Annotated in this window: 20 protein-coding genes and 2 tRNA genes; 17 read left to right on the forward strand and 5 right to left on the reverse strand. The window is 67.0% G+C overall.

Annotation, left to right across the window (positions count from 1 at the left end; translation table 11 throughout):
* Window positions 1-2: 2 nt before the first annotated feature.
* The 3 genes from PYR91_RS30445 to PYR91_RS30455 all read right to left on the reverse strand — a co-directional run bounded on the left by PYR91_RS30445 (window position 3) and on the right by PYR91_RS30455 (window position 3286).
* A complete protein-coding gene (locus PYR91_RS30445) occupies window positions 3-296 on the reverse strand; it encodes a hypothetical protein (RefSeq protein WP_279785389.1) in 294 nt (97 codons plus the stop codon).
* Window positions 297-1565: 1269 nt separating this feature from the next.
* Window positions 1566-2492 carry a DMT family transporter gene (locus tag PYR91_RS30450; RefSeq protein ID WP_279785391.1) on the reverse strand — a complete coding sequence of 309 codons (927 nt, stop codon included), beginning with the start codon at window positions 2490-2492 and terminating at the stop codon, window positions 1566-1568.
* Window positions 2493-2509: 17 nt separating this feature from the next.
* A complete protein-coding gene (locus PYR91_RS30455) occupies window positions 2510-3286 on the reverse strand; it encodes a GntR family transcriptional regulator (RefSeq protein WP_279785393.1) in 777 nt (258 codons plus the stop codon).
* A 606-nt stretch (window positions 3287-3892) separates the two neighbouring features.
* Between PYR91_RS30455 and PYR91_RS30460 the strand changes: the two genes are divergently transcribed.
* From PYR91_RS30460 to PYR91_RS30505, 10 genes are all read left to right on the forward strand, one after another.
* Window positions 3893-4240, forward strand: coding sequence for a hypothetical protein (locus tag PYR91_RS30460; RefSeq protein WP_279785395.1), 348 nt, complete (start codon window positions 3893-3895; stop codon window positions 4238-4240).
* 341 nt (window positions 4241-4581) lie between these two features.
* The gene (locus tag PYR91_RS30465; RefSeq protein ID WP_279785397.1) at window positions 4582-5316 is read left to right on the forward strand and encodes a GntR family transcriptional regulator; all 735 of its coding nucleotides are present in this window, start codon (window positions 4582-4584) and stop codon (window positions 5314-5316) included.
* 109 nt (window positions 5317-5425) lie between these two features.
* Window positions 5426-5851, forward strand: a complete 426-nt coding sequence (locus tag PYR91_RS30470; RefSeq protein ID WP_279785399.1) for a plasmid replication, integration and excision activator — start codon at window positions 5426-5428, stop codon at window positions 5849-5851.
* The gene (locus tag PYR91_RS30475) at window positions 5851-6132 is read left to right on the forward strand and encodes a hypothetical protein (protein WP_279785400.1); all 282 of its coding nucleotides are present in this window, start codon (window positions 5851-5853) and stop codon (window positions 6130-6132) included. Before PYR91_RS30470 ends, PYR91_RS30475 begins: the two co-directional genes overlap by 1 nt.
* On the forward strand, window positions 6129-6476 hold the full coding sequence (locus PYR91_RS30480) for a hypothetical protein (protein ID WP_279785402.1): 348 nt from the start codon (window positions 6129-6131) through the stop codon (window positions 6474-6476). The genes PYR91_RS30475 and PYR91_RS30480 overlap by 4 nt, the downstream gene beginning before the upstream one ends.
* 90 nt (window positions 6477-6566) lie before the next feature.
* Window positions 6567-7991 (forward strand): FtsK/SpoIIIE domain-containing protein, encoded by a 1425-nt coding sequence (locus tag PYR91_RS30485; RefSeq protein ID WP_279785404.1) that lies wholly within the window; start codon window positions 6567-6569, stop codon window positions 7989-7991.
* On the forward strand, window positions 7988-8143 hold the full coding sequence (locus PYR91_RS30490; RefSeq protein WP_279785406.1) for a hypothetical protein: 156 nt from the start codon (window positions 7988-7990) through the stop codon (window positions 8141-8143). Before PYR91_RS30485 ends, PYR91_RS30490 begins: the two co-directional genes overlap by 4 nt.
* Window positions 8140-9819 (forward strand): replication initiator, encoded by a 1680-nt coding sequence (locus PYR91_RS30495; protein ID WP_347943715.1) that lies wholly within the window; start codon window positions 8140-8142, stop codon window positions 9817-9819. The genes PYR91_RS30490 and PYR91_RS30495 overlap by 4 nt, the downstream gene beginning before the upstream one ends.
* The gene (locus PYR91_RS30500) at window positions 9816-10067 is read left to right on the forward strand and encodes an excisionase family DNA-binding protein (protein WP_279785408.1); all 252 of its coding nucleotides are present in this window, start codon (window positions 9816-9818) and stop codon (window positions 10065-10067) included. Before PYR91_RS30495 ends, PYR91_RS30500 begins: the two co-directional genes overlap by 4 nt.
* Window positions 10067-11275, forward strand: a complete 1209-nt coding sequence (locus tag PYR91_RS30505) for a site-specific integrase (RefSeq protein ID WP_279785410.1) — start codon at window positions 10067-10069, stop codon at window positions 11273-11275. The genes PYR91_RS30500 and PYR91_RS30505 overlap by 1 nt, the downstream gene beginning before the upstream one ends.
* A gap of 62 nt (window positions 11276-11337) precedes the next feature.
* Here PYR91_RS30505 and PYR91_RS30510 read toward each other — a convergent pair.
* Window positions 11338-11408 (reverse strand) — tRNA-Gly (locus tag PYR91_RS30510).
* 89 nt (window positions 11409-11497) lie between these two features.
* Here PYR91_RS30510 and PYR91_RS30515 point away from each other — a divergent pair.
* A tRNA-Pro gene (locus PYR91_RS30515) sits at window positions 11498-11571 on the forward strand.
* A 66-nt stretch (window positions 11572-11637) separates the two neighbouring features.
* On the opposite strand, the gene PYR91_RS30520 is transcribed toward PYR91_RS30515, so the two are convergent.
* Window positions 11638-12126, reverse strand: a complete 489-nt coding sequence (locus PYR91_RS30520; protein ID WP_279785412.1) for an ATP-binding protein — start codon at window positions 12124-12126, stop codon at window positions 11638-11640.
* Window positions 12127-12405: 279 nt separating this feature from the next.
* On the opposite strand from PYR91_RS30520, the gene PYR91_RS30525 reads away from it, so the two are divergent.
* The 6 genes from PYR91_RS30525 (at window position 12406) to PYR91_RS30550 (ending at window position 20735) form a co-directional block, all read left to right on the forward strand.
* Window positions 12406-13275 (forward strand): helix-turn-helix transcriptional regulator, encoded by an 870-nt coding sequence (locus PYR91_RS30525; RefSeq protein WP_279785414.1) that lies wholly within the window; start codon window positions 12406-12408, stop codon window positions 13273-13275.
* Between the two features lie 207 nt (window positions 13276-13482).
* A complete protein-coding gene (tig, locus tag PYR91_RS30530) occupies window positions 13483-14850 on the forward strand; it encodes a trigger factor (protein ID WP_279785415.1) in 1368 nt (455 codons plus the stop codon).
* Between the two features lie 333 nt (window positions 14851-15183).
* Window positions 15184-15828 carry an ATP-dependent Clp protease proteolytic subunit gene (locus tag PYR91_RS30535; protein WP_279785418.1) on the forward strand — a complete coding sequence of 215 codons (645 nt, stop codon included), beginning with the start codon at window positions 15184-15186 and terminating at the stop codon, window positions 15826-15828.
* A gap of 10 nt (window positions 15829-15838) precedes the next feature.
* The gene (locus PYR91_RS30540) at window positions 15839-16483 is read left to right on the forward strand and encodes an ATP-dependent Clp protease proteolytic subunit (protein WP_279785420.1); all 645 of its coding nucleotides are present in this window, start codon (window positions 15839-15841) and stop codon (window positions 16481-16483) included.
* A gap of 180 nt (window positions 16484-16663) precedes the next feature.
* The gene (gene clpX, locus PYR91_RS30545; protein ID WP_279785421.1) at window positions 16664-17947 is read left to right on the forward strand and encodes an ATP-dependent Clp protease ATP-binding subunit ClpX; all 1284 of its coding nucleotides are present in this window, start codon (window positions 16664-16666) and stop codon (window positions 17945-17947) included.
* A gap of 196 nt (window positions 17948-18143) precedes the next feature.
* On the forward strand, window positions 18144-20735 hold the full coding sequence (locus tag PYR91_RS30550) for a valine--tRNA ligase (RefSeq protein WP_347943720.1): 2592 nt from the start codon (window positions 18144-18146) through the stop codon (window positions 20733-20735).
* Window positions 20736-21270 lie beyond the last annotated feature (535 nt).

Here is a 21270-nt window from a genome sequence, read left to right on the forward strand (position 1 = left end):
GATCAGTCGCCGCGATCAGGGCGCTCCGCCCGCCAGGTCTCGAACCGGAGCGGGGGAGCATCCATCGCCTCCTTGAACTCCTTCGCCCTGTCGACGCAGTCGGCGCAGACGGGTTCCTCGACCGATCGGGCGACGGCCTCCGGCGTGGGCTCGCGGAAGGTGCCCGCCACCGTCATGCCCAGCGGGAGATTCGTCACGGGGTCCATCGTGACCTTCATGACCCTCGCGGGCGTGAAACCGAACGTGCGCTTGCACACGTGACATCTGCCGATCGTCGTGATCTGCTCGTCTGCCATAAGCGTCCGCCTCCTCCATCGCACCGTACAACTCGCGGCGGGGAAGGGGACCCCCTCGTATGCCGGCGGCTCCGGCGCCCGCGCCCCGGCAGGCCGAAAAGGGGAGCGGCGCACAATGGGCACGACACCAGAAACAGGTCGGGAAAAAAGTGGGGCCCGGGCCGGGGAGCGCATCCCCCACCTGGGCTTTGATGATGAGAGCGGACGACGGGAATCGAACCCGCGTAGCCAGTTTGGAAGATTTCGGCTCACTACCGCCCAACCTGCTGCGTCCCTGGTTACGGGCAAGGTGGGTTGTCCGGGGGTACCCGGGAGTCCCCCTGGATCACCGGCACATCGGGCACGCATCGGGCACGCGGGTGGATCTTCCGGCGCTTCGCGCGCACTCCACCCAGCTGATCATCCCGTCTGCCGTCGACCCGCCCGCAGGGGGAGCGGGACAGGGCCAGCGGGTCAAGGTGGAGCGCCCTACTGGACGAACGACCTTGACCCGCTGGCCCTGGTCCGCTCGGCTTGTCCCGGGTCGATGGCGGACGGGATGATCAGCCCTCAACCTCAGCCCCCATGGGCAGGTGGCTGTGAGCGGTCATGCCGATCATCCCGGAGCCGGAGCGCCCCCGCCAGAGGCGGAGGCGCATCGGCGGTCAGGGCCGGGGCCTCGACCGACTAGCGGCCAAATCGGAGCTGGACCCCGCACCAGCTCCCGTTCCAAGAGAGCTGGCCCTTGGGTCTGAGGCGCCGGATGAACCTGCGGAGCTGCTTCGCGAGCACCTGGAGAGCGTGGAGCACTCCCAGGAGGAACGCCAGGCTGAGGCTGGCTTGGAGTAGGGCGTCGGATAACGGCATGCTGATCCTCCACGAGCTCTCATGTCGCGGGAGCCAGCCGTACTCCTACACGTCGCCACCTGCCATCTCTAGCCGCTAGGCGCTAAGTACTGGTAACGTGTGTAGTAGTGCTTAAGCAGGCTGTCTCTCGCAGTGGCCTTCAGGCGCTGCCATGTTCAAGTCCGACCTTGAACGCGGTGGCGCCTCTTTGTGTTGGTATCGTACCGCACCTGCAGTCGACGTACTCGGGAGCTGAAAGCGAGCGGTCTAAGCCGCCGCCGGCTGGGACCGGCCGCCAGGCCGCATGCCCAGTCGGCGAGCGGGCGCAAGGCCGCGAGGCGGCGCGGAGCGTCGCCCTTGATACCTAAGAGCGAAATTCGGCAATGCAACGGTTGGCACTGTCGTGGCGATGAACGGGGATCGTTCGGCGTCTTGTTCGCGGTGTCAGCGTTCTGCGGGGTCTTGCGTACTTGGGGAAGTCTTTTGGGCAGGTGGGACGCGTGTTGCGGCTCGGCGTGTGAGGGCGACGCCGGCGAGCACGATGACCATGCCTGCGAGGACAGGTACGGTCAATGGCTCTGAGAGGACGGTCGCGCCAAGGGCGACGGCTACCACTGGCAAGAGGTAGGTGACGACAGAGGCGGTCGTGCCTTCGTCGGCGATGAGGCGGTAGTTCAGCACGTAGGCGACTCCGGTACCGAGAACGCCTAGGACTGCGGCGGCTAAGAATGCGTCCCAGCGGGGGTGTAGGGCGTCTAGACCGCCGATGAACGGGGCCGCGACGGCAACTAGGCCGGTGGCGGCCAGCAATTGGCTGGCTGAGAGTACGAGTGGTTCGATGCCGCGCCCGATGAGGTAGTGGTTCATGTAGACGTAGCTGATGCCGTAGCTCGCGGCGGCGCCGAGGGCTGCGAGGCCGCCCCAGCTCGTGATCTGTGAGCCCGACTCCCAGGGGGAGAAGATCATGAGCGTTCCGGCGAAACCGATGATCAGTCCTGCGAGTTGCAGGCGGGAGAGTCGGCGGTCAGTGCCCACGGCGAACGCGACGGCGACTGTCCATATCGGTGTCGTGGCGTTGAGTACGCCGGCAACGCTCGAACTTACGTGTTGTTCGGCGACTGCGAAGAGCAGGTAAGGAATTACGTTCGCGAACAGTGCCGCTACTGTGAGGTGAAACCACACGCCCCGATCTTTCGGCAGTTTGAGGTGCCGAATCCTCGTGACTGCGAGGAGTACGAGGGCGCCTAGGGCAAGCCGTACCAGGACGATTTGCGCGGGAGACATCGCCCAGAGGGCTATCGCGATCCAGAGGAAGCTAGATCCCCATAGGAGAGCCAGAGCCGTCAAACGCAGAGTGCTGCCCTTGCGCATGTGGATTCGGTTCCCGCTTATTCGATGGGTGTGTCGTAGAGGAGTCCGGTGAGGTCGGCGCGCATCACGAACCTGGTCAGCTCGTATGGCTCGCCGTGCTGGTCGATGCTGATGTGCATGACATCCAGCACGGGGACCCCCGGCGGAAGCTGGAGGTAGCGGGCTTCGTCAGCTTTGGGCATTCGCGCGCTGACACTCTCTCGAAGCCTGGTCATCACATGCCCACGCTCTTCGAAGATGCCGTGTATGCCGTAGGGATGCCCTACCTCCGGGTTGACGAGTCCGGTGTCCTCGGCGATTTCCCACGGGATGTAGGTGGTGACGCGATGAACGGGGTCTGCGTCGGCGAAGAACACGTTTTCGCGTACGAGGACGGATCGCTCGCTCATCGAGAGACGTAGGTGACGGGCTACCTCTGCGGGCGGCTCGATCTGCTCGATGCTCAAGACTTCGAATCGGCCGGTCTTGCCCTGCTTGGCGCATTCGAGCAAGAAGGGGGACAGGCCAGACTCACGGTACTTGTGTGAGTAACGATCGTTGCCGAGTCGTATGAGAGGCGACTCACGACGTACGAATACGCCGCGGCCATGCTCGGCGATGACGAGCCCCCCGTCTGCCAGGAGGCGAATCGCCTCCCGCGCGGTGTTGCGTGCGGTGCCATAGCGGCCTGCAAGGTCGCGCTCAGAGGGGAGTCGCGCACCGGGGGCCAGCTCGCCCGTTTCGATCGCCCGGCGTAGGTCATCTGCGATGCGGCGGCTTGGAAGCTGTCGTTCCGCCGGCTGTTGCGTGCCCATAAGCCTTCCCTCGCTCTCAGTCGTGCACCGTTAGCGTACCTGTGGCCTAGGCCAATCCTCCAACAGGCTTGAGCCAGTAGCCGATCGTGTGCTCTACTGGCACCAGACAGCAACTGGCTTGAGCCAGTTGCCTAGGTGGCTCAAGATGCTGGATGCGTCTTGGGCGCTCGATTCCGTGAGGGTGGTGAGGGCGTGTTGGACGACGACCCTTCGTGTCCGTCATGTGAGGGGAGAGGGTGGAAGTACGTCAGCTCTCGACGGCGATTGCTCGTCGTGCCCGGTGAGGTCGTCTGTCATTCTCGCGCTCGTGAGCGATGCTCAACATGCTGGGGTTCCTGCACGCCCGCAGTTGCCGGCGATGAGCTGGTGTCGTGAACGGCCATCCTCGAGCAGCCCGAGATGGCGTGCTTGCCCTGAGGACGGCAGAGGCGTTGCAGGTCGAACTAGCTGCGCACGGTATCCCCTCTGACGTGCATGACGGCTATGACTTGGCGCTCGTGTCGGTCTGGGTGGGGCTGGTCGTGTGGTGCGACGGTCATCGCTTCTGGTGGCGCGCTGGCTGGAATCGGCGGGATCGCCGTGTCGTCTACGCGTGGCATCCGGCGCTTGAGCCTGCTCGTGCGGCGAATCGGATCGCGTTTCGGTATGCGCAGGTCCGGCGTCTTCACCGGGCGCCCTGGCTGGAACCGAACGCGGGGGGTGACCATGGGCCGCAGTGAGCCGCCGGCTACCTCGGCGGCGGTGACTGTGTCGGAGTTGCATCGCCGGTACGGGGTGCGGTGGGACATCTTCGATGGTGTGGCGGGTGGGTGGATCGCCGTCCGTCGAGACCGCCTGTCGGGTGCGGCGCTGGCTCGCGGCATGTCCAACGTTCGATGCGCGGCGACCTTGGATGAACTGGCTTCCTTCCTCGCCACCGAAACGGAGATCGAGAACCGGCCCTGGTCTTGGTAAGGCCCACATCCCCCGATTTCGTGGAGGCGTTGTTATGCGTTTCAGGCTTTTGTGTCGTTCCCTTAGCCTGCGGGTGTTCGTGTTGGGTGGCCTAGCGGGGGTGATCCTCATCGCCGTTGCTGGCTCCTCTGGTGACGTGCTGGTCGCTGTGCTCGCTGTGGCGGGCGTCGCGGCCCTGGGCTGGCTTGACCGGTGGCTCTTGGAGCGAGCCGCGCATCGGCAGGAAGCCGGTCGGCTGCCTCGGCACTTCGGGCCCGACGACTGGCACATCTGAGCGCCGGTGTACAAGCTGAGCGCGCTCCGTCTATCCTGACGATAAGTCGAGTAGTTGGGTAGTCGTTATGTCGGTAGAGGACCAGTACGCACCGCCGAAGTACGCGCAGATCGTCACGGCGATTCGGCGCAAGATCGAGGATGGCACCTATCCGCCTGGCTCCCAACTGCCCTCAGAGACCCAATTGGTTCGCGAGTTCGCGGTGAGCCGGCCCACGGTGGTGCGGGCGCTTCAGGTGTTGCAGCTTCGCGGGATCATCGACCGGGAGCACGGCAAGGGCTCGTATGTGAAGTCCACGCCGCCTTCGGGGGACGGGGAGGGTTCCCGGCCTGGGCGCGCGGTGCTGGATCGGGCCGAGACCGGCGGCGACGCTGCGGTGATCCAAGCCGGGACGCAACCGGCCCCGGCCAATGTGGCGGGGATGTTGTCGCTGCCGGACGGGACGCCGGTGGTGATGCGCCGGGTGCTGCTGAGTGAGGCCGATGAGCCGGTCGAGTTGGTCACCTTCTGGTGTCCGATGCAGATCGCCGAAGGGACCGACCTTGGTCGCGCTCAAGCGTTGTCGGTGAGCGTTCGCCAGCATGTGCAGGCGGTCAAGGGTCTGCGTCTGGATCATGTGACCGAACGGTTGTCTGCTCGTCATCCGTTGCCGCATGAGGTCAAGGTGTTCAAGCTGAGTAAGTCCGCGGCTGTGCTCGGCGTCCTGGGTCAGGTCTTCGACTCCTCGGGGCGGGCGGTTCTGGTGGTGGACATCGCCATGCCGGGGACGTTGCACGAGCTGGAAGATTCATACTCGCTGTGATGTGACTCAAGTCACAGCCGTCTAGGAAACTCGTCTTGTCGAGTGAGCGTTGGACCGGTTAGAGTCAACTCGACAGTACGAGTTAGCGACAGTACGACAGGAGGACAGTGTGGCACTTCAGGGGCCTATCCCAGTCAAGTTCGAGCACGTGTTCCCGCACGGCTGCTACATGGTCGGGGAGGTGGAACAGGTCAGGGATTTTGCGGCGTCGTCGGCCGGTAAGCCGGTGTTCGCGCGGGACAAGGCGACGGGGGAGTTCGTGTGGCAGGTCACGGTGATCGACTGTGACCCTGAGGCGCGGGAGAAGACGGTCAAGGTCAAGGTGAGTGCGCCGGTTCAGCCGGTGCCGCCGGCTCCCCTTCAGGGGTTGCCGTTCATCCCGGTGGAGTTCGACGGCATGACCGTCACCCCGTGGGTCAACAACGAGCGGCAGGCGTTCTCCTTCCGGGCCAGGGAGATGCGCGCTCCCCGCGCCGGTGCCAGTGCCGGTCCGGCCAAGGTCGCGGTGAGCGTGAGCGGGAAGGACGCTGCCTGATGGGCCGCCGGGTCAACGGCTCGTGGCAGACCACGGCGTTACACGTGGACGGGCGGGGCCGGGTGGCGTGCCTGGCCTACCCGCACCGCACGCCGATCCTGGAGATCGCGGCGGGCAACGCGGTCATCAAGGTCACGTTGCACGCCAACCGGGTGGACTACGCCTCGGTGATGTTCGCCCGGGAGATGGCCGATCAAGCAGCGGCGTTCGCCGCTGAGGTCGAGCGGCTGTATCTGGTTCAGGTCCGGCGGGAGTCCAAGCGGAAGGAAAGCGTGGCATGAGCAGCGGCTACAGCTACACCTCGATCAGCATGCGGCCGGGGCAGTCACCTGTGATCGCCATGTCCTTCTACCCCGACGAGTACGCGCGGGCTCAGTACTACCCCGCCACCGACGACGCGCACGCCTTCGTGTCGGTGGATCACGGCGACGCCCGGGTGAGCATCGGCACGACCAGCAAGACCAAGGTCACCGACGCGCACGTGCGCTTCGCCCGGGACCTGTTCGACGCGGCGGCCCGGTTCCTGGCCGATTGTGAGCGACTGCGCGACGAACACGCCGGCGACTCCGGCGACACCGGTACCGGTACCGGTACCGGCAAGGCGACGCCCGGCAAGGCGGCCTGATCGTTTAGCGGGGCCGCTGGAAGCGGCAACTTCCGGCGGCCCCCGGGTTCTCTCCCTGCGACTCAATTCACGAGAAGAGGCGTTCAGTTTATGCTGCGCAAACTCCCCGGCGACTACACCCGCGACATCGTCTCCACCGTCCCGGACTCGATCGTCTTTCGCCCGGTGGTAGTCACGACCCCGGCCATCATCACCCTGGGCGTGATGCTGTTCCGGGCCGTCGTGGGCCTGGCCGGCATGCTGTGGCGCCATCCGGTCGCCTGCCTGGCCGTGGCCACTGCGGCGGCGCTGTGGTGGCTGCATGACTGGCATACCGCCCTGATCCTCGTCGTCTCGGTCGTCACGGCGTTGGCCGGGTGGCGGCTGGCTCATCCGGCCTCCTTCACGCCGTGGGTGGGGCTGGGGTTGTTCGCCTGGTGGCGGTGGATGAGCAACTACCGCCGGCACTGGCAACCCGTCATGGTCGTCTCCGGCCTGGCCAAGCACGTCGGCGGACGGGAGTACCTGCCACGGCTGCTCAAGGTCACCTGCACCCCCACCGCCGACGTGGTGCACCTCAAGATGCTTTCGGGTCAATCGGCCGACCAGTGGCAGGAGCGGGCCGACAACCTCGCCCACGGGTTCGCCGCTCCCGAATGCCGGGTCAAGGTCGACAAACCCGGCCGGATCACGCTGATTCTGCCGCGCCGTGACCTGCTGGCCACCCCGATACCCGCCCTACCAATCCCCACCGACGTACAGGTCTCGGCCGTCCCGATCGGGCTGCACGAGGACGGGAGCGTCTACCGGCTGAAGCTGCATGGCACACACGTCCTGGTGGCTGGGGCGACCGGGGCGGGCAAGGGGTCGTGGCTGTGGTCGGCAATCCGCGGCCTGTTGCCGGCCGTGCTCGCCGGGCTGGCTCAGATTTGGGCGTTGGACCCCAAGCTCATGGAGCTGTCCTACGGCCGCGCCCTGTTCGGCGACCACTACGCCGCCGACCCCGCCGCCTGCGCCGAGCTGCTGGAGGAAGCGGTCAAGGTCATGCAAGAGCGCGCCGGGCGGTTCGCCGGTGTGCAGCGCAACCACGTCGCCACCGTGGAAGATCCGTTCGTGCTGGTCATCGTGGATGAGGTGGCGTTCCTGACCGCCTACCAGACCGACCGCAAACTCAAAGACCGCATCACTGCGGCCCTGGCCACCCTCACCACGCAGGGGCGCGCGGTCGGCGTCGGGGTGATGGCCGCGTTACAAGACCCCCGCAAAGAGATCCTGTCCATCCGGAACCTGTTCCCCGACAAGATCGCCCTACGGCTCGATGAGCCCTCACAGGTGGATCTCGTCCTCGGCGACGGGGCCCGCGACCGGGGCGCATTGGCGGATCACATCTCCTCCACCCCAACCCTGGGGGCCGGCGTCGGATACGTCCGCCTGGAAGCCTGCCCCGAACCGTTACGCGTCCGCGCGGCGTTCGTCTCCGACACCGACATCCGCGCGATGGTCGCGGAGTTCGCCGGGGCCGGTGAGGGGCGATGACGCTGGCGCACTTCCTGGACGGGCTGCGCTGCGCCTGCTGCGGGGCCCTCAACGTGCTGTGGCTGGATGCCGTCCGAGGGCTGGTGGAGTGCCGCCAGTGCGGGGAGCGGGCCAGCTGCCTGGTCGAGGTGGACGGCGGTGAGGCCGCGTGACCAACCCCCATGACCGGTCTGTTCCCCGGGCGGTGCGCGCGGCGATGCCGCTGGCCCTGGACGTCATCGAGGAGGCATGCAAAGCCAACGGGGTGTGCCTGCGGCCGCTGGTGCTCAAGAAGGTCGACACCCACACCGGGCAGGTAGAACACCTCAACATCCCCTGCGGCGCCACCCTGGACACCAAATGCGAACCCTGCGCCAAACGAGCCGTCCAGCTCCGCAAGGCGCAATGCCGCGAAGGCTGGCACCTGGAGGCCGAACCCCTGGCCGAACGCGACACCCCGACAGAGCGTCAGGTCTGGCTGATCGAGGAACGCGCCGACGCCCAAGCCCTACGGGAGCTGGCCGAACAGGCCGGCGGGGACCTGGAGGTCTGGGATGAGGTCATCACCGACCTGGACGACCAGCTCACCGAATCAGGTGTGCGGGGCAGCGTCCTGCCCGGTGATGACGGCAAGCCGCGCCGGTCCCGCTCGACGCGTCGCCGGCAGGACGCCCCCGACCTTCCTAAGCGGCAGCGGGAGAACCGCACCGTGGGACGCACCTTCACCGCACCCGACGGCAACGTCTACCGGCCCTCGCTGTTCATCACCCTCACCTGTGACAGCTACGGCAGGGTCAGACACGACGGCACCCCGGTCGACCCCTCGACCTATGACTACGTGCGCGCGGCTCGCGATGCCATCCACTTCCCCAAGGTGGTCGACCGGTTCGTGCAGAACCTTCGCCGGGTCGCCGGCTACGACGTCCAATACTTCGCCACCGTCGAACCCCAACGGCGTCTCGCACCGCATCTGCACATGGCTGTGCGGGGGACCATGCCACGCGCTGAGGTCAAAGCGGTGGCCGCGGCCACGTATCACCAGGTGTGGTGGCCTTCGTGCGACGTGGTCCGCTTCGAAGGGGATCACCTGCCGGTCTGGGTCGCTGATGAGCATGCGCATTACCGCCAGGACGGGCAGGCCGGCGACTACCTCGACCCCGCAACGGGCGAACTTCTCCCCACCTGGGAACAGGCACTCGACCAGCTCGACGCCGACGAAGACGCCGAACCGCTTCATGTGGTGCGGCTGGGTCAACAGGTCGACGTCAAAGGCGTGCTTGCCGGTTCCCCGGGCGCGGATCGGGGGCTGTTCTACCTGTCCAAGTACCTGACCAAGTCCCTGTCGGCCTGCCACGAGCCCACCACCGACGCCCAACGAGCCCACCTCGAACGACTGATGAACGCGCTGCGGTTCGAGCCGTGCGCACCCACCTGCCCGAACTGGCTGCGCTACGGCGTACAGCCCAAAGGCGCCAAGCCTGGCATGCGTCCGGGCGGCTGCCGGGGCAAGGCACACAAGCCCGAACACCTCGGCTACGCCGGCCGCCGCGTCCTGGTCTCGCGCAAGTGGTCCGGCAAGACCCTGACCGAACACAAGCAGGACCGCCGCGCCTGGGTGCTGCAACAGCTCGGCCTTTCGGCAACTGATGACCGAGCTGAGCCCGTCGACCCGCACCGCTACCTGTGGCGCCTGGCAAACCCCCAAGACCCCGGCGTCCCACCCCGCACCAAACGACTCCTCAACGAACTAGCCCGACGCCACGAATGGCGCGCGGCACTCAAACAAGCCCAAGCCCAAGCAGACGGACAACTCATCGAAGATCTCTCGGCAGCCGGGAGGGCGGCATGAGTCAGAAGGGCACTCGTGCGGTGAACGTAGCGGCTTCCGACATAGGCCGGGACCGATTACTCACCGTTGAGGAAGCGGCTGAACGGTTGAACACCTCGGTCCGCTTCCCGCGACGGCTCATCGAAGAGCGGCGCATTCGCTTCGTCCACGTCGGCCGCTTCGTCCGCATCCCGGAGTCCGCGCTTGAGGACTTCATACGTGCCGGCCTCGTCGAGCCGATCAGGTCGACGACTGGGAGGGCTGCCTGATGGCTGAGAAGAAGCGGCGGTTCGGCAGGGTCCGGAAGCTTCCCTCCGGGCGATTTCAGGCGCGCTACCCGGGGCCTGACGGCATCGATCGGCCGGCCCCCTACACCTTCGCTAGTCGCCGGGACGCCGAGCGCTGGTTGGTCCTGAAGGAGGCGGAGATCCAACGGGGCGACTGGATGAACCCCGACGCCGGAAAGATCCTTTTCGAGGTCTACGCCACGTCGTGGATTGATGATCGGGTGTTGAAGGCGAGGACGGAGGGTCTGTATCGCAGCTTGTTGAGGAACCACCTGGTCCCGGCTTTCGGCAACTCCACCCTGGGGGACATCAAGGACGCCGACGTGCGCCGGTGGCGCAAGGAACGGCTCGGTGTGGTGGGGCAGTCCACGGTGGCCAAGGCGTACCAGCTTCTCAAGTCGATCATGAGTACGGCTGTCGAGGATGAGCTGATCCGTAAGAACCCATGCCGGATCAAAGGCGCTGGTACCCCCGACACCCCAGAACGGCGCATGATCCCACTGGCGAAGGTTCTGGAGATTCATGGCAACGTGCCTGAGCGATACCGGGCACTCGTGCTCCTGGGCACGTTCACGAGCCTTCGTTGGGGCGAGCTGGCCGGCCTGCGTCGTCCGAATCTCGACCTGGAGGAGGGGGTTGTCCGGGTCGTGAGCGAGTTGGCCGAACTGGACGGCGGCAAGCTCATCGAGGACACCCCCAAGTCTCGGGCCGGTCGCCGGGTGGTCACCATTCCGCAGGAGATCATTCCTGAGCTTCGCCACCACCTTGAGGAGTTCGCAGAGCCGGGGGAGAGCGGACGGGTGTTCGTCGGACCCAAAGGGGGATGGCTGCGCCGGTCGGGTTTCCGCCGGATCTGGAACAAGGTCCGCACCGATGTCGGACTCCCGGATCTTCACTTCCATGATCTGCGTCACGTGGGCAACACCCTGGCGGCGGCATCGGGGGCGAGTCTGAAGGAGCTGATGGTGAGGATGGGCCACGCGAGCCCTCGGGCGGCGCTGATCTACCAGCACGCCACGCAGGACCGGGACAAGGTCATCGCCGAAGCGCTCGGCCAGGCACTCAAGATCGCCAGGGACGGCGGGCCCGGGGAAAGGCGGACGCCGGCGACGGGGAACGGGCACGCTCGCCGGTCAGGTCGACAGGGCGAAAAGAGAACGGGCACACAACGGGCACGACACCAAAAGTAAGCCGTGAAAGAAACTGGGGCCCGGGTCGGGGAGCATGTCCCTACCTGGGCCTTAGTGGTGAGAGCGGACGACGGGAATCGAACCCGCGTAGCCAGTTTGGAAGACTGGGGCTCTACCATTGAGCTACGTCCGCACGAGCCGGTCGTGGTCTGGTCTAGACTTCTTCCGGTCGTCAGGAAGTTAGCGTACCGGAGATTCCGAGTAGGTGAGCGGCTGACGTTCCGGGGTGTAGCGCAGCTTGGTAGCGCGCCTGCTTTGGGTGCAGGAGATCATCGGTTCAAATCCGGTCACCCCGACACATGAGGGCAAGGTTCCGTCAGCGGTGGGGCCGGCTGGCGGGAAGAACGAGCGGAACGCGCGGGTCAGGCGCCCGAGTGGAAGAGCGCCCAGACGGCTTTGCCGCCCTCGTCGAGGGCGTCCCACCCCCAGCACCTGCTGTAGGTCTCGACGATGTACAGGCCGCGCCCGTTCTCGGAGATGAAGTCCGGTTCCTTGGGCGTCGGGGCCTCGTCGCTCGGGTCGGCCACCGCCAGCAGCACGTGCGGGCGCAGGCGCAGCAGCATGAGCGTGATGGGCGCGTGGCCGGTGTAGAACCCCGGCGTGCATCTGGAGTAGCGCACCGCGTTGGTGACCAGCTCGGACACCACGAGCGCGGCGTCGTCGCCGAGTTCGGCCAGGCCCCACTGCCTGAGGGTCGAACGGGTGACGTCACGAGCCGTCTTGACCGAGTCGGCCTGGGGGCGCAGTGGGCAGGTGGCGGTGTCCTCCCGCACGCTCGACCGCAGCAGCTTCTTGAAGGCGACTTCGGGGATGGCGTCGACGCAGTGGGCCGCGGATACGGGCTCCAGCATTCTGGTGCTACCTCCCGCTGTCATTGTCGGTCTCCGCGGCCAGTCGTCATTTCAACGAGTTAGTGCACCTTTAGCCCAATATGCACTAGGCCATCATGGGTCAGTATTGGGTTCGGTGCAAGACCCAAATGCACGTGCAGTTGCCTCGTGCAGACGCACCGATCGCCTTGGGAAGCTGGGGGAGAGGGTGGGGTGACCGGCCCTTGTCACGAGGGCCGGAAGTGGTGACACTGTGTTGGCTGGCCCCTGTAGACGCCGAGGAGACGGGAGGAGGGAGCCTTGACTTCGTTCCAGCCCGGGTCGGGTCCGACGGCCCTCCGCATTCTCCTCGGGTCCCAGCTCCGCCGGCTTCGCGAGAGCAAGGGCATATCCCGCGAAGAGGCCGGGAACGTCATCCGCTGTTCCGAGTCCAAGATCAGCCGTATGGAGCTCGGCCGGGTCGGGTTCAAGGAGCGTGACGTCGCCGATCTGCTCGCGTACTACGGCGTCGAGGACGGCGAGGCCCGCACGGCGGTGATGGGCCTGCTCGAAAGGGCCAACGAGCCCGGCTGGTGGCACCGCTTCAACGACCTGCTGCCCTCCTGGTTCCAGGCCTACGTCGGCCTTGAGGAGGCCGCCTCGCGCATCCGCACGTACGAGGTGCAGTTCGTGCCGGGCCTGTTGCAGACCAAGGAGTACGCCAGGGCGGTCATCACCGCGGGCGCGGCCGGCATCGGGGCGGCGGAGATCTCCCGCCGCGTCGACCTGCGCATGGAGCGCCAGCGGGTGCTCGACCGTCCCGACGGGCCGGTGTTCTGGGCGGTGATCGACGAGGCCGCGCTGCGGCGGCCGATCGGCGGCGCCGAGGTCATGCGGGGGCAGCTGGAGCACCTGCTGGAGTTGATGCGCCTGCCGAACATCACGATTCAGGTCATGCCGTTCAGCTTCGGCGGCCACAGCGCCGAGGGCGGGGCCTTCAGCGTCCTCCGCTTCAACGACAGCGAGCTTCCGGACGTCGTGTACGTGGAACAGCTCGCCAGTGCCCTCTACTTGGACAAACGCGAGGAAGTGGACCGTTACAGCGAGGTGATGGAGCGCCTTTGCGCGGTCAGCACCACTCCCGAGGCGACCGTCGACATCCTCCAGAAGATCTCCACCGAGAGATTCTGACGCCTGTCGATGACGACGGAAGGGCCCGCCTGCTCTAGACTGGCATGCGGCGCTGGACACCCGCCACAGTTGAGCACGCCCAGACAGGGCATGCGCTGGCCTGTGCACTGAGCCGCCCATGTGGGCGCGGCGCGCGAATCATGTCGCGGTAGCCGTACGGCATGACGCGCCCGCGATCACCAGTAGCTTGATCAAGGAGACCACCCCGTGAAGACCGCTGTCGAGGAGCTCAGCCCGACCCGGGTGAAGCTCACCGTCGAGGTGCCGTTCGAGGAGCTCGAGACGAGCATGCAGGCGGCGTACAAGAAGGTCGCGCAGCAGGTGCGCGTGCCCGGCTTCCGCCCCGGCAAGGTTCCCGCCCGCATCATCGAGCAGCGCTTCGGCCGCGCGGTGGTCCTGGAGGAGACGCTCAACGAGGCGCTGCCCCGGCTCTACGGCCAGGCCGTGGACGAGAGCGACGTCTTCCCGGTGAGCCGGCCGGAGATCGAGGTCACCAAGATCGAGGACGGCAAGGAGGTCGAGTTCACCGCCGAGGTGGACGTCCGCCCCGCCTTCGACGTCCCCGACTACCAGGGCCTCGAGGTCACCGTCCCCACCGCCGAGGTGAGCGATGAGGACGTCGACACCCAGATCGACGCCCTGCGCCAGCGCTTCGCCACGCTGACCGGCGTGGAGCGCGCCGCCGGCAACGGCGACTACGTCGTGATGGACCTCTCGGCCACCATCGACGGCAGGAACATCGAGGAGCAGCAGGCCTCCGACGTCTCCTACGAGGTCGGCGCCGGCTCGGTCCTGCAGGGGCTCGACGACGCCCTGGTGGGCATGTCCGCCGGCGACGAGAAGACCTTCACCACGACGCTGGTCGGCGGCGAGAACGCCGGCGAGGAAGCCGACGTCACCATCAGCGTCAAGAGCGTCAAGGAGAAGGTCCTCCCCGAGCTCGACGACGACTTCGCGGGCCTGGCCAGCGAGTTCGACACCCTTGAGGAGCTGCGCGAGAGCGTGCGCGCCCAGGCGCGTCGCAGCAAGCTCTTCGAGCAGGTCGTCGAGTCCCGCGAGCGCGCGCTGACCGCCCTCCTCGACAAGATCGACATCCCGCTGCCCGAGAGCGCGCTGACGGCCGAGCTCGACGCTCGCAAGCACAACCTCGAGCACCAGATCGGCGAGAGCGGGCTCAGCCGCGAGGCCTACTTCCGGCTCTACCAGACCACCGAGGAAGAGCGCTTCGCCGAGTTCGACGAGAACTCCCGCAAGGCCATCAAGGTCGGCTTCGTGCTCGACAAGATCGCCAAGCAGGAGGAGCTCGGGGTCACCGAGCCCGAGCTGACCAACTTCGTGATGCGCCGCGCCGCGCAGCTCGGCGTCGCGCCCAACACGCTCGCCCAGCACCTGGCCGACAACGACCAGCTCACGCTGGCCATGGTCGAGATCGTCCGCGACAAGGCCAAGACCGTCGTCGGAGACGCCGCCAAGGTCGTCGACGACGCCGGCAACGAGGTCGACCTCAAGGCCATCTACGCCGAGCTCAACCCCGAGCAGGAGGGCGCGCCCGCCGACGCCCAGGCCGCGGAGTAGCCTCCACGCCACCTCGCACGCACGACGCCCCCGCCCCGGCGGGGGCGTCGCCGTTCCCGGCCTCCGGCGCGGGAACGGCACACAGCGGGTCTCAGGCGGTGCTTGCGCCGTTTCGGAGCACCCCCGCCCGGCCCCTACCCGCGAGCCGGCCGTAGGGGCCATGGCCCCTGCCCTCACGAGCGGGCGCACGGCCGCGCCCGGCCGGGTGCCGGAGGGGGGCCGGGCTACCTGCGCCGTCAGCGAACAGCACGGAGAGCGGGCATGACCGGTCCGCGGCGCGGGTTAAGGTCACAAGCAAAGCCCATCGATTACGACGCATCGGAAGGTGAAGCTGTGACCAGCCCGCCGACCTCTAATCTGCCCACCGGCTTCGGCCCGGAGTCGCGAGCCCCGCAGAACGGCTCGTTCCGGCTCGAAGACCAGTTGTACAACCGTCTGCTGCGCGAGCGCATCGTGGTGCTCGGCACCCAGGTGGACGACGAGGTCGCCAACCGGATCTGCGCCGAGCTGCTGCTGCTCGCCGCCGACGATGCCAACCGGGACATCTGGCTTTACATCAACTCTCCTGGCGGTTCGGTGACGGCCGGCATGGCGATTTACGACATGATGGAGTATGTGCCGAACGACGTCTGCACCGTCGCCATGGGACTCGCCGCCTCGATGGGGCAGTTCCTGCTGTGCGCCGGCGCCGCGGGCAAGCGGTACGCGCTGCCGCACGCCCGCATCATGATGCACCAGCCCTCCGGCGGCATCGGCGGCACCGCGGCGGACATCGCGATCCAGGCCGAGCAGATGCTCTACGTCAAGAAGACCTTGGCCGAGCGCATCGCCCTGCACACCGGCCAGCCCCTCGACCAGATCGAGCGGGACTCCGACCGGGACCGCTGGTTCACCGCCGAGGAGGCCAAGGACTACGGCTTCATCGACCACGTCGTACGCAGCGCGCGGCAGGTGCCCTCCGAGGGCGCCGTCTCCTGAAGGGGCAATCGTGAGTGACCTGATCCGGCCGGGAGACATCAACGGCCGATACATCATCCCTTCGTTCGTCGAACGCACGACGTACGGCGTGAAGGAGATGAACCCGTACAACAAGCTCTTCGAGGACCGCATCATCTTCCTCGGGGTGCAGATCGACGACGCGTCGGCGAACGACGTGATGGCGCAGCTCCTCACGCTGGAGTCGCTCGACCCCGACCGTGACATCAGCATCTACATCAACTCGCCGGGTGGTTCCTTCACCGCGATGACGGCGATCTACGACACGATGCAGTTCGTCCGGCCGGAGATCCAGACGGTCTGCCTCGGCCAGGCGGCCTCGGCCGCGGCCGTGCTGCTGGCCGGCGGCACCACCGGCAAGCGCTTCGCGCTGCCGAACGCCCGCGTCCTGATCCACCAGCCGTCGACCGAGGGCGGTGGCCAGGGCAGCGACATCGAGATCCAGGCGCGAGAGATCCTGCGGATGCGCTCGCTGCTGGAGGAGATCGTCGCCAAGCACTCGGGCAAGGCGCCGGAGGACGTACGCCGCGACATCGAACGCGACAAGATCCTCAACGCCGACGAGGCCAAGGCCTACGGCTTGATCGACGACATCATCCCCTCACGGAAGAAGCGCGCCCAAGCCGTGGCTTCCTGAGGACGCGGATCGCACCGGAACGGTGCCCAATTGGGCACGTTCCGGTGCGACTCACCGCTAGGGGGCGCACTGAGGGCCCAGAAGACGGTAACGTCGAAACCTGAGCGGGATGACTTTTCGGACCGAGTCCGCAAGATTCGGATCGCGGAGCAGGCGGTCCCACGCAAAGGAGTATCTGGGGTGGCACGCATCGGCGACGGGGGAGACCTGCTGAAGTGCTCGTTCTGCGGGAAGAGCCAGAAGCAAGTCAAAAAGCTCATCGCCGGACCAGGCGTCTACATCTGCGATGAGTGCATCGATCTCTGCAACGAGATCATCGAGGAGGAGCTCTCCGAGTCCTCCGAGCTCAAGTGGGACAGTCTGCCCAAGCCGAGGGAGATCTACGAGTTCCTCGACGCCTACGTCATCGGTCAGGACAAGGCGAAGAAGGCCCTCTCGGTGGCGGTGTACAACCACTACAAGCGCGTCCAGTCCGGCGAGCGCGGCCGCGACGACGGCCTTGAGCTGGCGAAGTCCAACATCCTTCTGCTCGGCCCCACCGGCTCGGGCAAGACGCTGCTGGCACAGACGCTCGCCAAGATGCTCAACGTGCCGTTCGCCATCGCCGACGCCACGGCGCTCACCGAGGCCGGCTACGTCGGCGAGGATGTCGAGAACATCCTTCTCAAGCTCATCCAGGCCGCCGACTACGACGTCAAGAAGGCCGAGACGGGCATCATCTACATCGACGAGGTCGACAAGATCGCCCGCAAGAGCGAGAACCCCTCGATCACCCGCGACGTCTCGGGCGAGGGTGTGCAGCAGGCCCTGCTGAAGATCCTTGAGGGCACCACGGCCTCGGTCCCGCCGCAGGGCGGCAGGAAGCATCCCCACCAGGAGTTCATCCAGATCGACACCACGAACGTGCTGTTCATCTGTGGTGGCGCCTTCGCCGGGCTCGAGAAGATCATCGAGTCCCGGGTGGGCAAGAAGGGCATCGGCTTCAACGCGATCATCCGCTCCAAGGACGACATCGACTCCTCCGACATCTTCTCCGACGTCATGCCGGAAGACCTGCTGAAGTTCGGCATGATCCCCGAGTTCGTCGGCCGGCTGCCGGTCATCACCAGCGTGCACAACCTCGACCGCGAGGCTCTGATCCAGATCCTCACCGAGCCGAGGAACGCCCTGGTCAAGCAGTACCGGCGGCTGTTCGAGCTCGACAACGTCGAGCTGGAGTTCACCGACGACGCCCTTGAGGCCATCGCCGACCAGGCGATCCTGCGGGGCACCGGCGCGCGCGGGCTGCGCGCCATCCTCGAAGAGGTGCTGCTGTCGGTGATGTACGAGGTGCCGTCCCGCGAGGACGTCGCCCGCGTGGTCATCACCCGCGAGTCGGTGCTGGAGCACGTGAACCCGACCCTGGTGCCGCGCGACCAGCTCAACGCCAAGCAGCAGCGCACCCCCCGGGAGAAGTCCGCCTGACCGGCGGCGTTCCCGCCCACCCTCCGCACCGGTCTCGTCACGGTAGTGCACGCGCGATCCAGCGGCGACGCTCCGTGACGATTCCGGCTTACAGCCGACCGCAATAGGCTTTTCGGTGACAGCCCCCTGTATAACGGTTCGGGGTGCCTGCGGTTGAGACGCGTGCAGGGTGGGGACGTCCCTAGAATTGGGGACTGTGACAACGCCTGAGCTGCCTACCCAGTACGCACCCGCTGATGTCGAGACCCGGAGCTACGAGCGCTGGGTGGCGCAGGGCTACTTCACGGCGGATGTAGGCAGCGAACGAGAACCGTACTCAATCGTCCTGCCCCCTCCCAACGTCACCGGCGTGCTGCATATCGGTCATGCCCTCGACCACTCCATCCAGGACGTCCTCACCCGCCGGGCGCGCATGCGCGGGCACGAGACGCTCTGGCTGCCCGGCATGGACCACGCGGGCATCGCCACGCAGAACGTCGTCGAGCGCGAGCTGGCCAAGCAGGGCCTCTCCCGCCACGATCTCGGCCGCGAGGCGTTCATCGAGCGGGTCTGGCAGTGGAAGGAGGAGTCCGGCGGCCGCATCCTCGGCCAGATGGCCAAGCTCGGCGACGGCGTCGACTGGTCACGCGAGCGGTTCACCATGGACGAGGGCCTGTCGCGCGCCGTCCAGACCGTCTTCAAGCGCCTCTTCGACGACGGGCTGATCTACCGCGCCGAGCGCATCATCAACTGGTGCCCCCGCTGCCTCACCGCGCTGTCGGACATCGAGGTCGACCACTCCGACGACGAGGGCGAGCTCGTCTCGATCCGCTACGGCGAGGGCGAGGCGTCCATCGTCGTCGCCACCACCCGCGCCGAGACCATGCTCGGCGACACCGCCGTGGCGGTGCACCCGGCGGACGAGCGCTACAGCCACCTCATCGGCACGTCCGTCGAGTTGCCGCTCACCGGCCGCATGATCCCGGTCGTGGCCGACGAGCACGTCGACCCGTCGTTCGGCACCGGCGCGGTGAAGGTCACCCCGGCGCACGACCCCAACGACTTCGAGATCGGCCGCAGGCACGGGCTGCCGTCGCTAACCGTCATGGACGAACGGGGCGTGATCACCACCCACGGGCCGTTCGAGGGCCTCGACCGCTTCGAGGCCCGTCCGGCCGTGGTGGCCGCGCTGCGCGCCGAGGGCCGCATCGTCGCCGAGCGGCGCCCCTACCTGCACGCCGTCGGCCACTGCTCGCGCTGCAAGACGGTGGTCGAGCCGCGCCTGTCGCTGCAGTGGTTCGTCAACGTGCAGCCGCTCGCCAAGGCGGCCGGTGACGCCGTGCGCGACGGCCGCACCCGCATCCACCCGCCCGAGCTGGCCAAGCGGTACTTCGACTGGGTCGACGACATGCACGACTGGTGCATCTCCCGGCAGCTCTGGTGGGGCCATCGCATCCCGGTCTGGTACGGGCCCGGGGGCGAGCTGGTGTGCGTCGGTCCCGACGAGCAGCCGCCCCCCGGTTACACCCAGGATTCCGACGTGCTCGACACGTGGTTCTCCTCGGGCCTGTGGCCGATCTCCACGCTCGGCTGGCCGGAGCGCACCCCCGAGCTGGAGCGGTTCTACCCGACCACGGTGCTGGTGACCGGTTACGACATCCTGTTCTTCTGGGTCGCCCGCATGATGATGTTCGGGCTGTACGCCATGGACGGCGAGCCGCCGTTCCGCACGGTGGCCCTGCACGGCATGGTGCGCGACCAGTACGGCAAGAAGATGTCCAAGTCGTTCGGCAACGTCGTCGACCCGCTCGACTGGATCGACCGGTACGGGGCCGACGCCACCCGCTTCACGCTGCTGCGGGGCGCCAGCCCGGGCTCCGACGTGGCGATCAGTGAGGACTGGGCCGCGGGCTCGCGCAACTTCTGCAACAAGATGTGGAACGCCACGCGGTTCGCGCTGATGAACGGCGCGACCGTCGCGGGCCCGCTGCCCGAGCCTGGCGAGCTGGCCGTGGCCGACCGCTGGATCCTCTCCCGTCTGCACGACGTGCTCGCCGCGGTCGACACGGCGTACGAGGACTTCGAGTTCGCCAAGATCTCCGACCTGCTCTACCACTTCGCCTGGGACGAGGTGTGCGACTGGTACGTCGAACTGGCCAAGATCCAGATCGCGTCCGGGGGCGAGGTGGCCGAGCGCACCAGGCTGGTGCTGGGTCACGTCTTCGACGCCCTGCTCCGGTTGCTGCACCCGCTCATGCCGTTCGTCACCGAAGAGTTGTGGCGGGCGCTGACCGGCGGCCCGTCGATCACCGTGGCCGCCTGGCCCTCGGTGGACGCCCGCTACGCCGCCCCGGCGGCCGAGAGCGAGATCGCGGCACTGCAGGAGCTCGTCACCGAGGTCCGGCGGTTCCGGTCCGACCAGGGCCTCAAGCCGGGGCAGCGCGTCGCCGCGCGGCTCGGGCTCGCCGGCACGCCTCTGGCCGCCCACGAGAGGGCCATACGCGTGCTCCTGCGCCTCGACGAGCCGTCGGAGTCCTTCGCGGCGACCGCTCGCCTGGCCGTGGGCCCGGCGACGGTGGAGATCGACACCGCGGGCGCGATCGACGTCGCCGCCGAGCGCCGGCGCATGGAGAAGGACCTCGCCGCGGCGCGCAAGGAGGCGGCGCAGGCGACGGCCAAGCTGGGCAACGAGCAGTTCATGTCCAAGGCCCCCGACGACGTCGTCGCCAAGGTGCGGGCACGTGCGGCCCAGGCCGACGGCGACATCGCCCGGCTGGAGGCCCAGCTCGCCGCGCTTCCGGCCGGCTGAGACACGACGGGCGGGGTCCGTGACCGGCAGCGGACACGGACCCCGCCCGTTCTCATCGGGATGCGCACGGCGACGTGGAGCCGTTGACCTGCGACGATGCGTTCACCAGGCCAAGGTTTGGGCACGATTCGCGCGGGGAATATCCACGGGCTGAGCAGAGTTGTTCATGATGCCGCTCAGCCGGTGATAGAGTTTCTCTTGCAGGGCGATCACAGCCCTCCCCGGCTCAGGCCTGGCGGAGGCTCCGGAAGTCAGCCAACTCCTGGAGATAGTGATCACTCGCACTCCCTGGTTATCCACCTTCTCTGGTCGCCGCGTCGGTATTTGACCGTGGCGCCCGGTGTGGGTAAGTTAGCAGGGTTGCCCTGGAGACGGGGTGTTGTAGGAGCGAGGATTGGCCGGGTTGTTGTCAAATCACTTGATTTGACAGGGGTCGACCAAGATTCGTAAGCTTAAAGCGAGATGGAAGCCCCGGTCGGGCTGGGAACTGTTCTGGTTTCTGGTGGTGGTCGGTGTACGCGTCCGTTTCTTGAGA

It is taken from the genome of Sphaerisporangium sp. TRM90804 (assembly GCF_029846175.1).
Lineage (GTDB): Bacteria > Actinomycetota > Actinomycetes > Streptosporangiales > Streptosporangiaceae > Sphaerisporangium.

Bases quoted from the DNA above. Each gene is read 5' to 3' on its own strand.
- PYR91_RS30445 (WP_279785389.1), bottom strand. From the start codon at position 296: ATGGCAGACGAGCAGATCACGACGATCGGCAGATGTCACGTGTGCAAG.
- PYR91_RS30450 (WP_279785391.1), bottom strand. From the start codon at position 2,492: ATGCGCAAGGGCAGCACTCTGCGTTTGACGGCTCTGGCTCTCCTATGG.
- PYR91_RS30455 (WP_279785393.1), bottom strand. From the start codon at position 3,286: ATGGGCACGCAACAGCCGGCGGAACGACAGCTTCCAAGCCGCCGCATC.
- PYR91_RS30465 (WP_279785397.1), top strand. From the start codon at position 4,582: ATGTCGGTAGAGGACCAGTACGCACCGCCGAAGTACGCGCAGATCGTC.
- PYR91_RS30475 (WP_279785400.1), top strand. From the start codon at position 5,851: ATGGGCCGCCGGGTCAACGGCTCGTGGCAGACCACGGCGTTACACGTG.
- PYR91_RS30480 (WP_279785402.1), top strand. From the start codon at position 6,129: ATGAGCAGCGGCTACAGCTACACCTCGATCAGCATGCGGCCGGGGCAG.
- PYR91_RS30485 (WP_279785404.1), top strand. From the start codon at position 6,567: ATGCTGCGCAAACTCCCCGGCGACTACACCCGCGACATCGTCTCCACC.
- PYR91_RS30490 (WP_279785406.1), top strand. From the start codon at position 7,988: ATGACGCTGGCGCACTTCCTGGACGGGCTGCGCTGCGCCTGCTGCGGG.
- PYR91_RS30500 (WP_279785408.1), top strand. From the start codon at position 9,816: ATGAGTCAGAAGGGCACTCGTGCGGTGAACGTAGCGGCTTCCGACATA.
- PYR91_RS30505 (WP_279785410.1), top strand. From the start codon at position 10,067: ATGGCTGAGAAGAAGCGGCGGTTCGGCAGGGTCCGGAAGCTTCCCTCC.
- PYR91_RS30520 (WP_279785412.1), bottom strand. From the start codon at position 12,126: ATGCTGGAGCCCGTATCCGCGGCCCACTGCGTCGACGCCATCCCCGAA.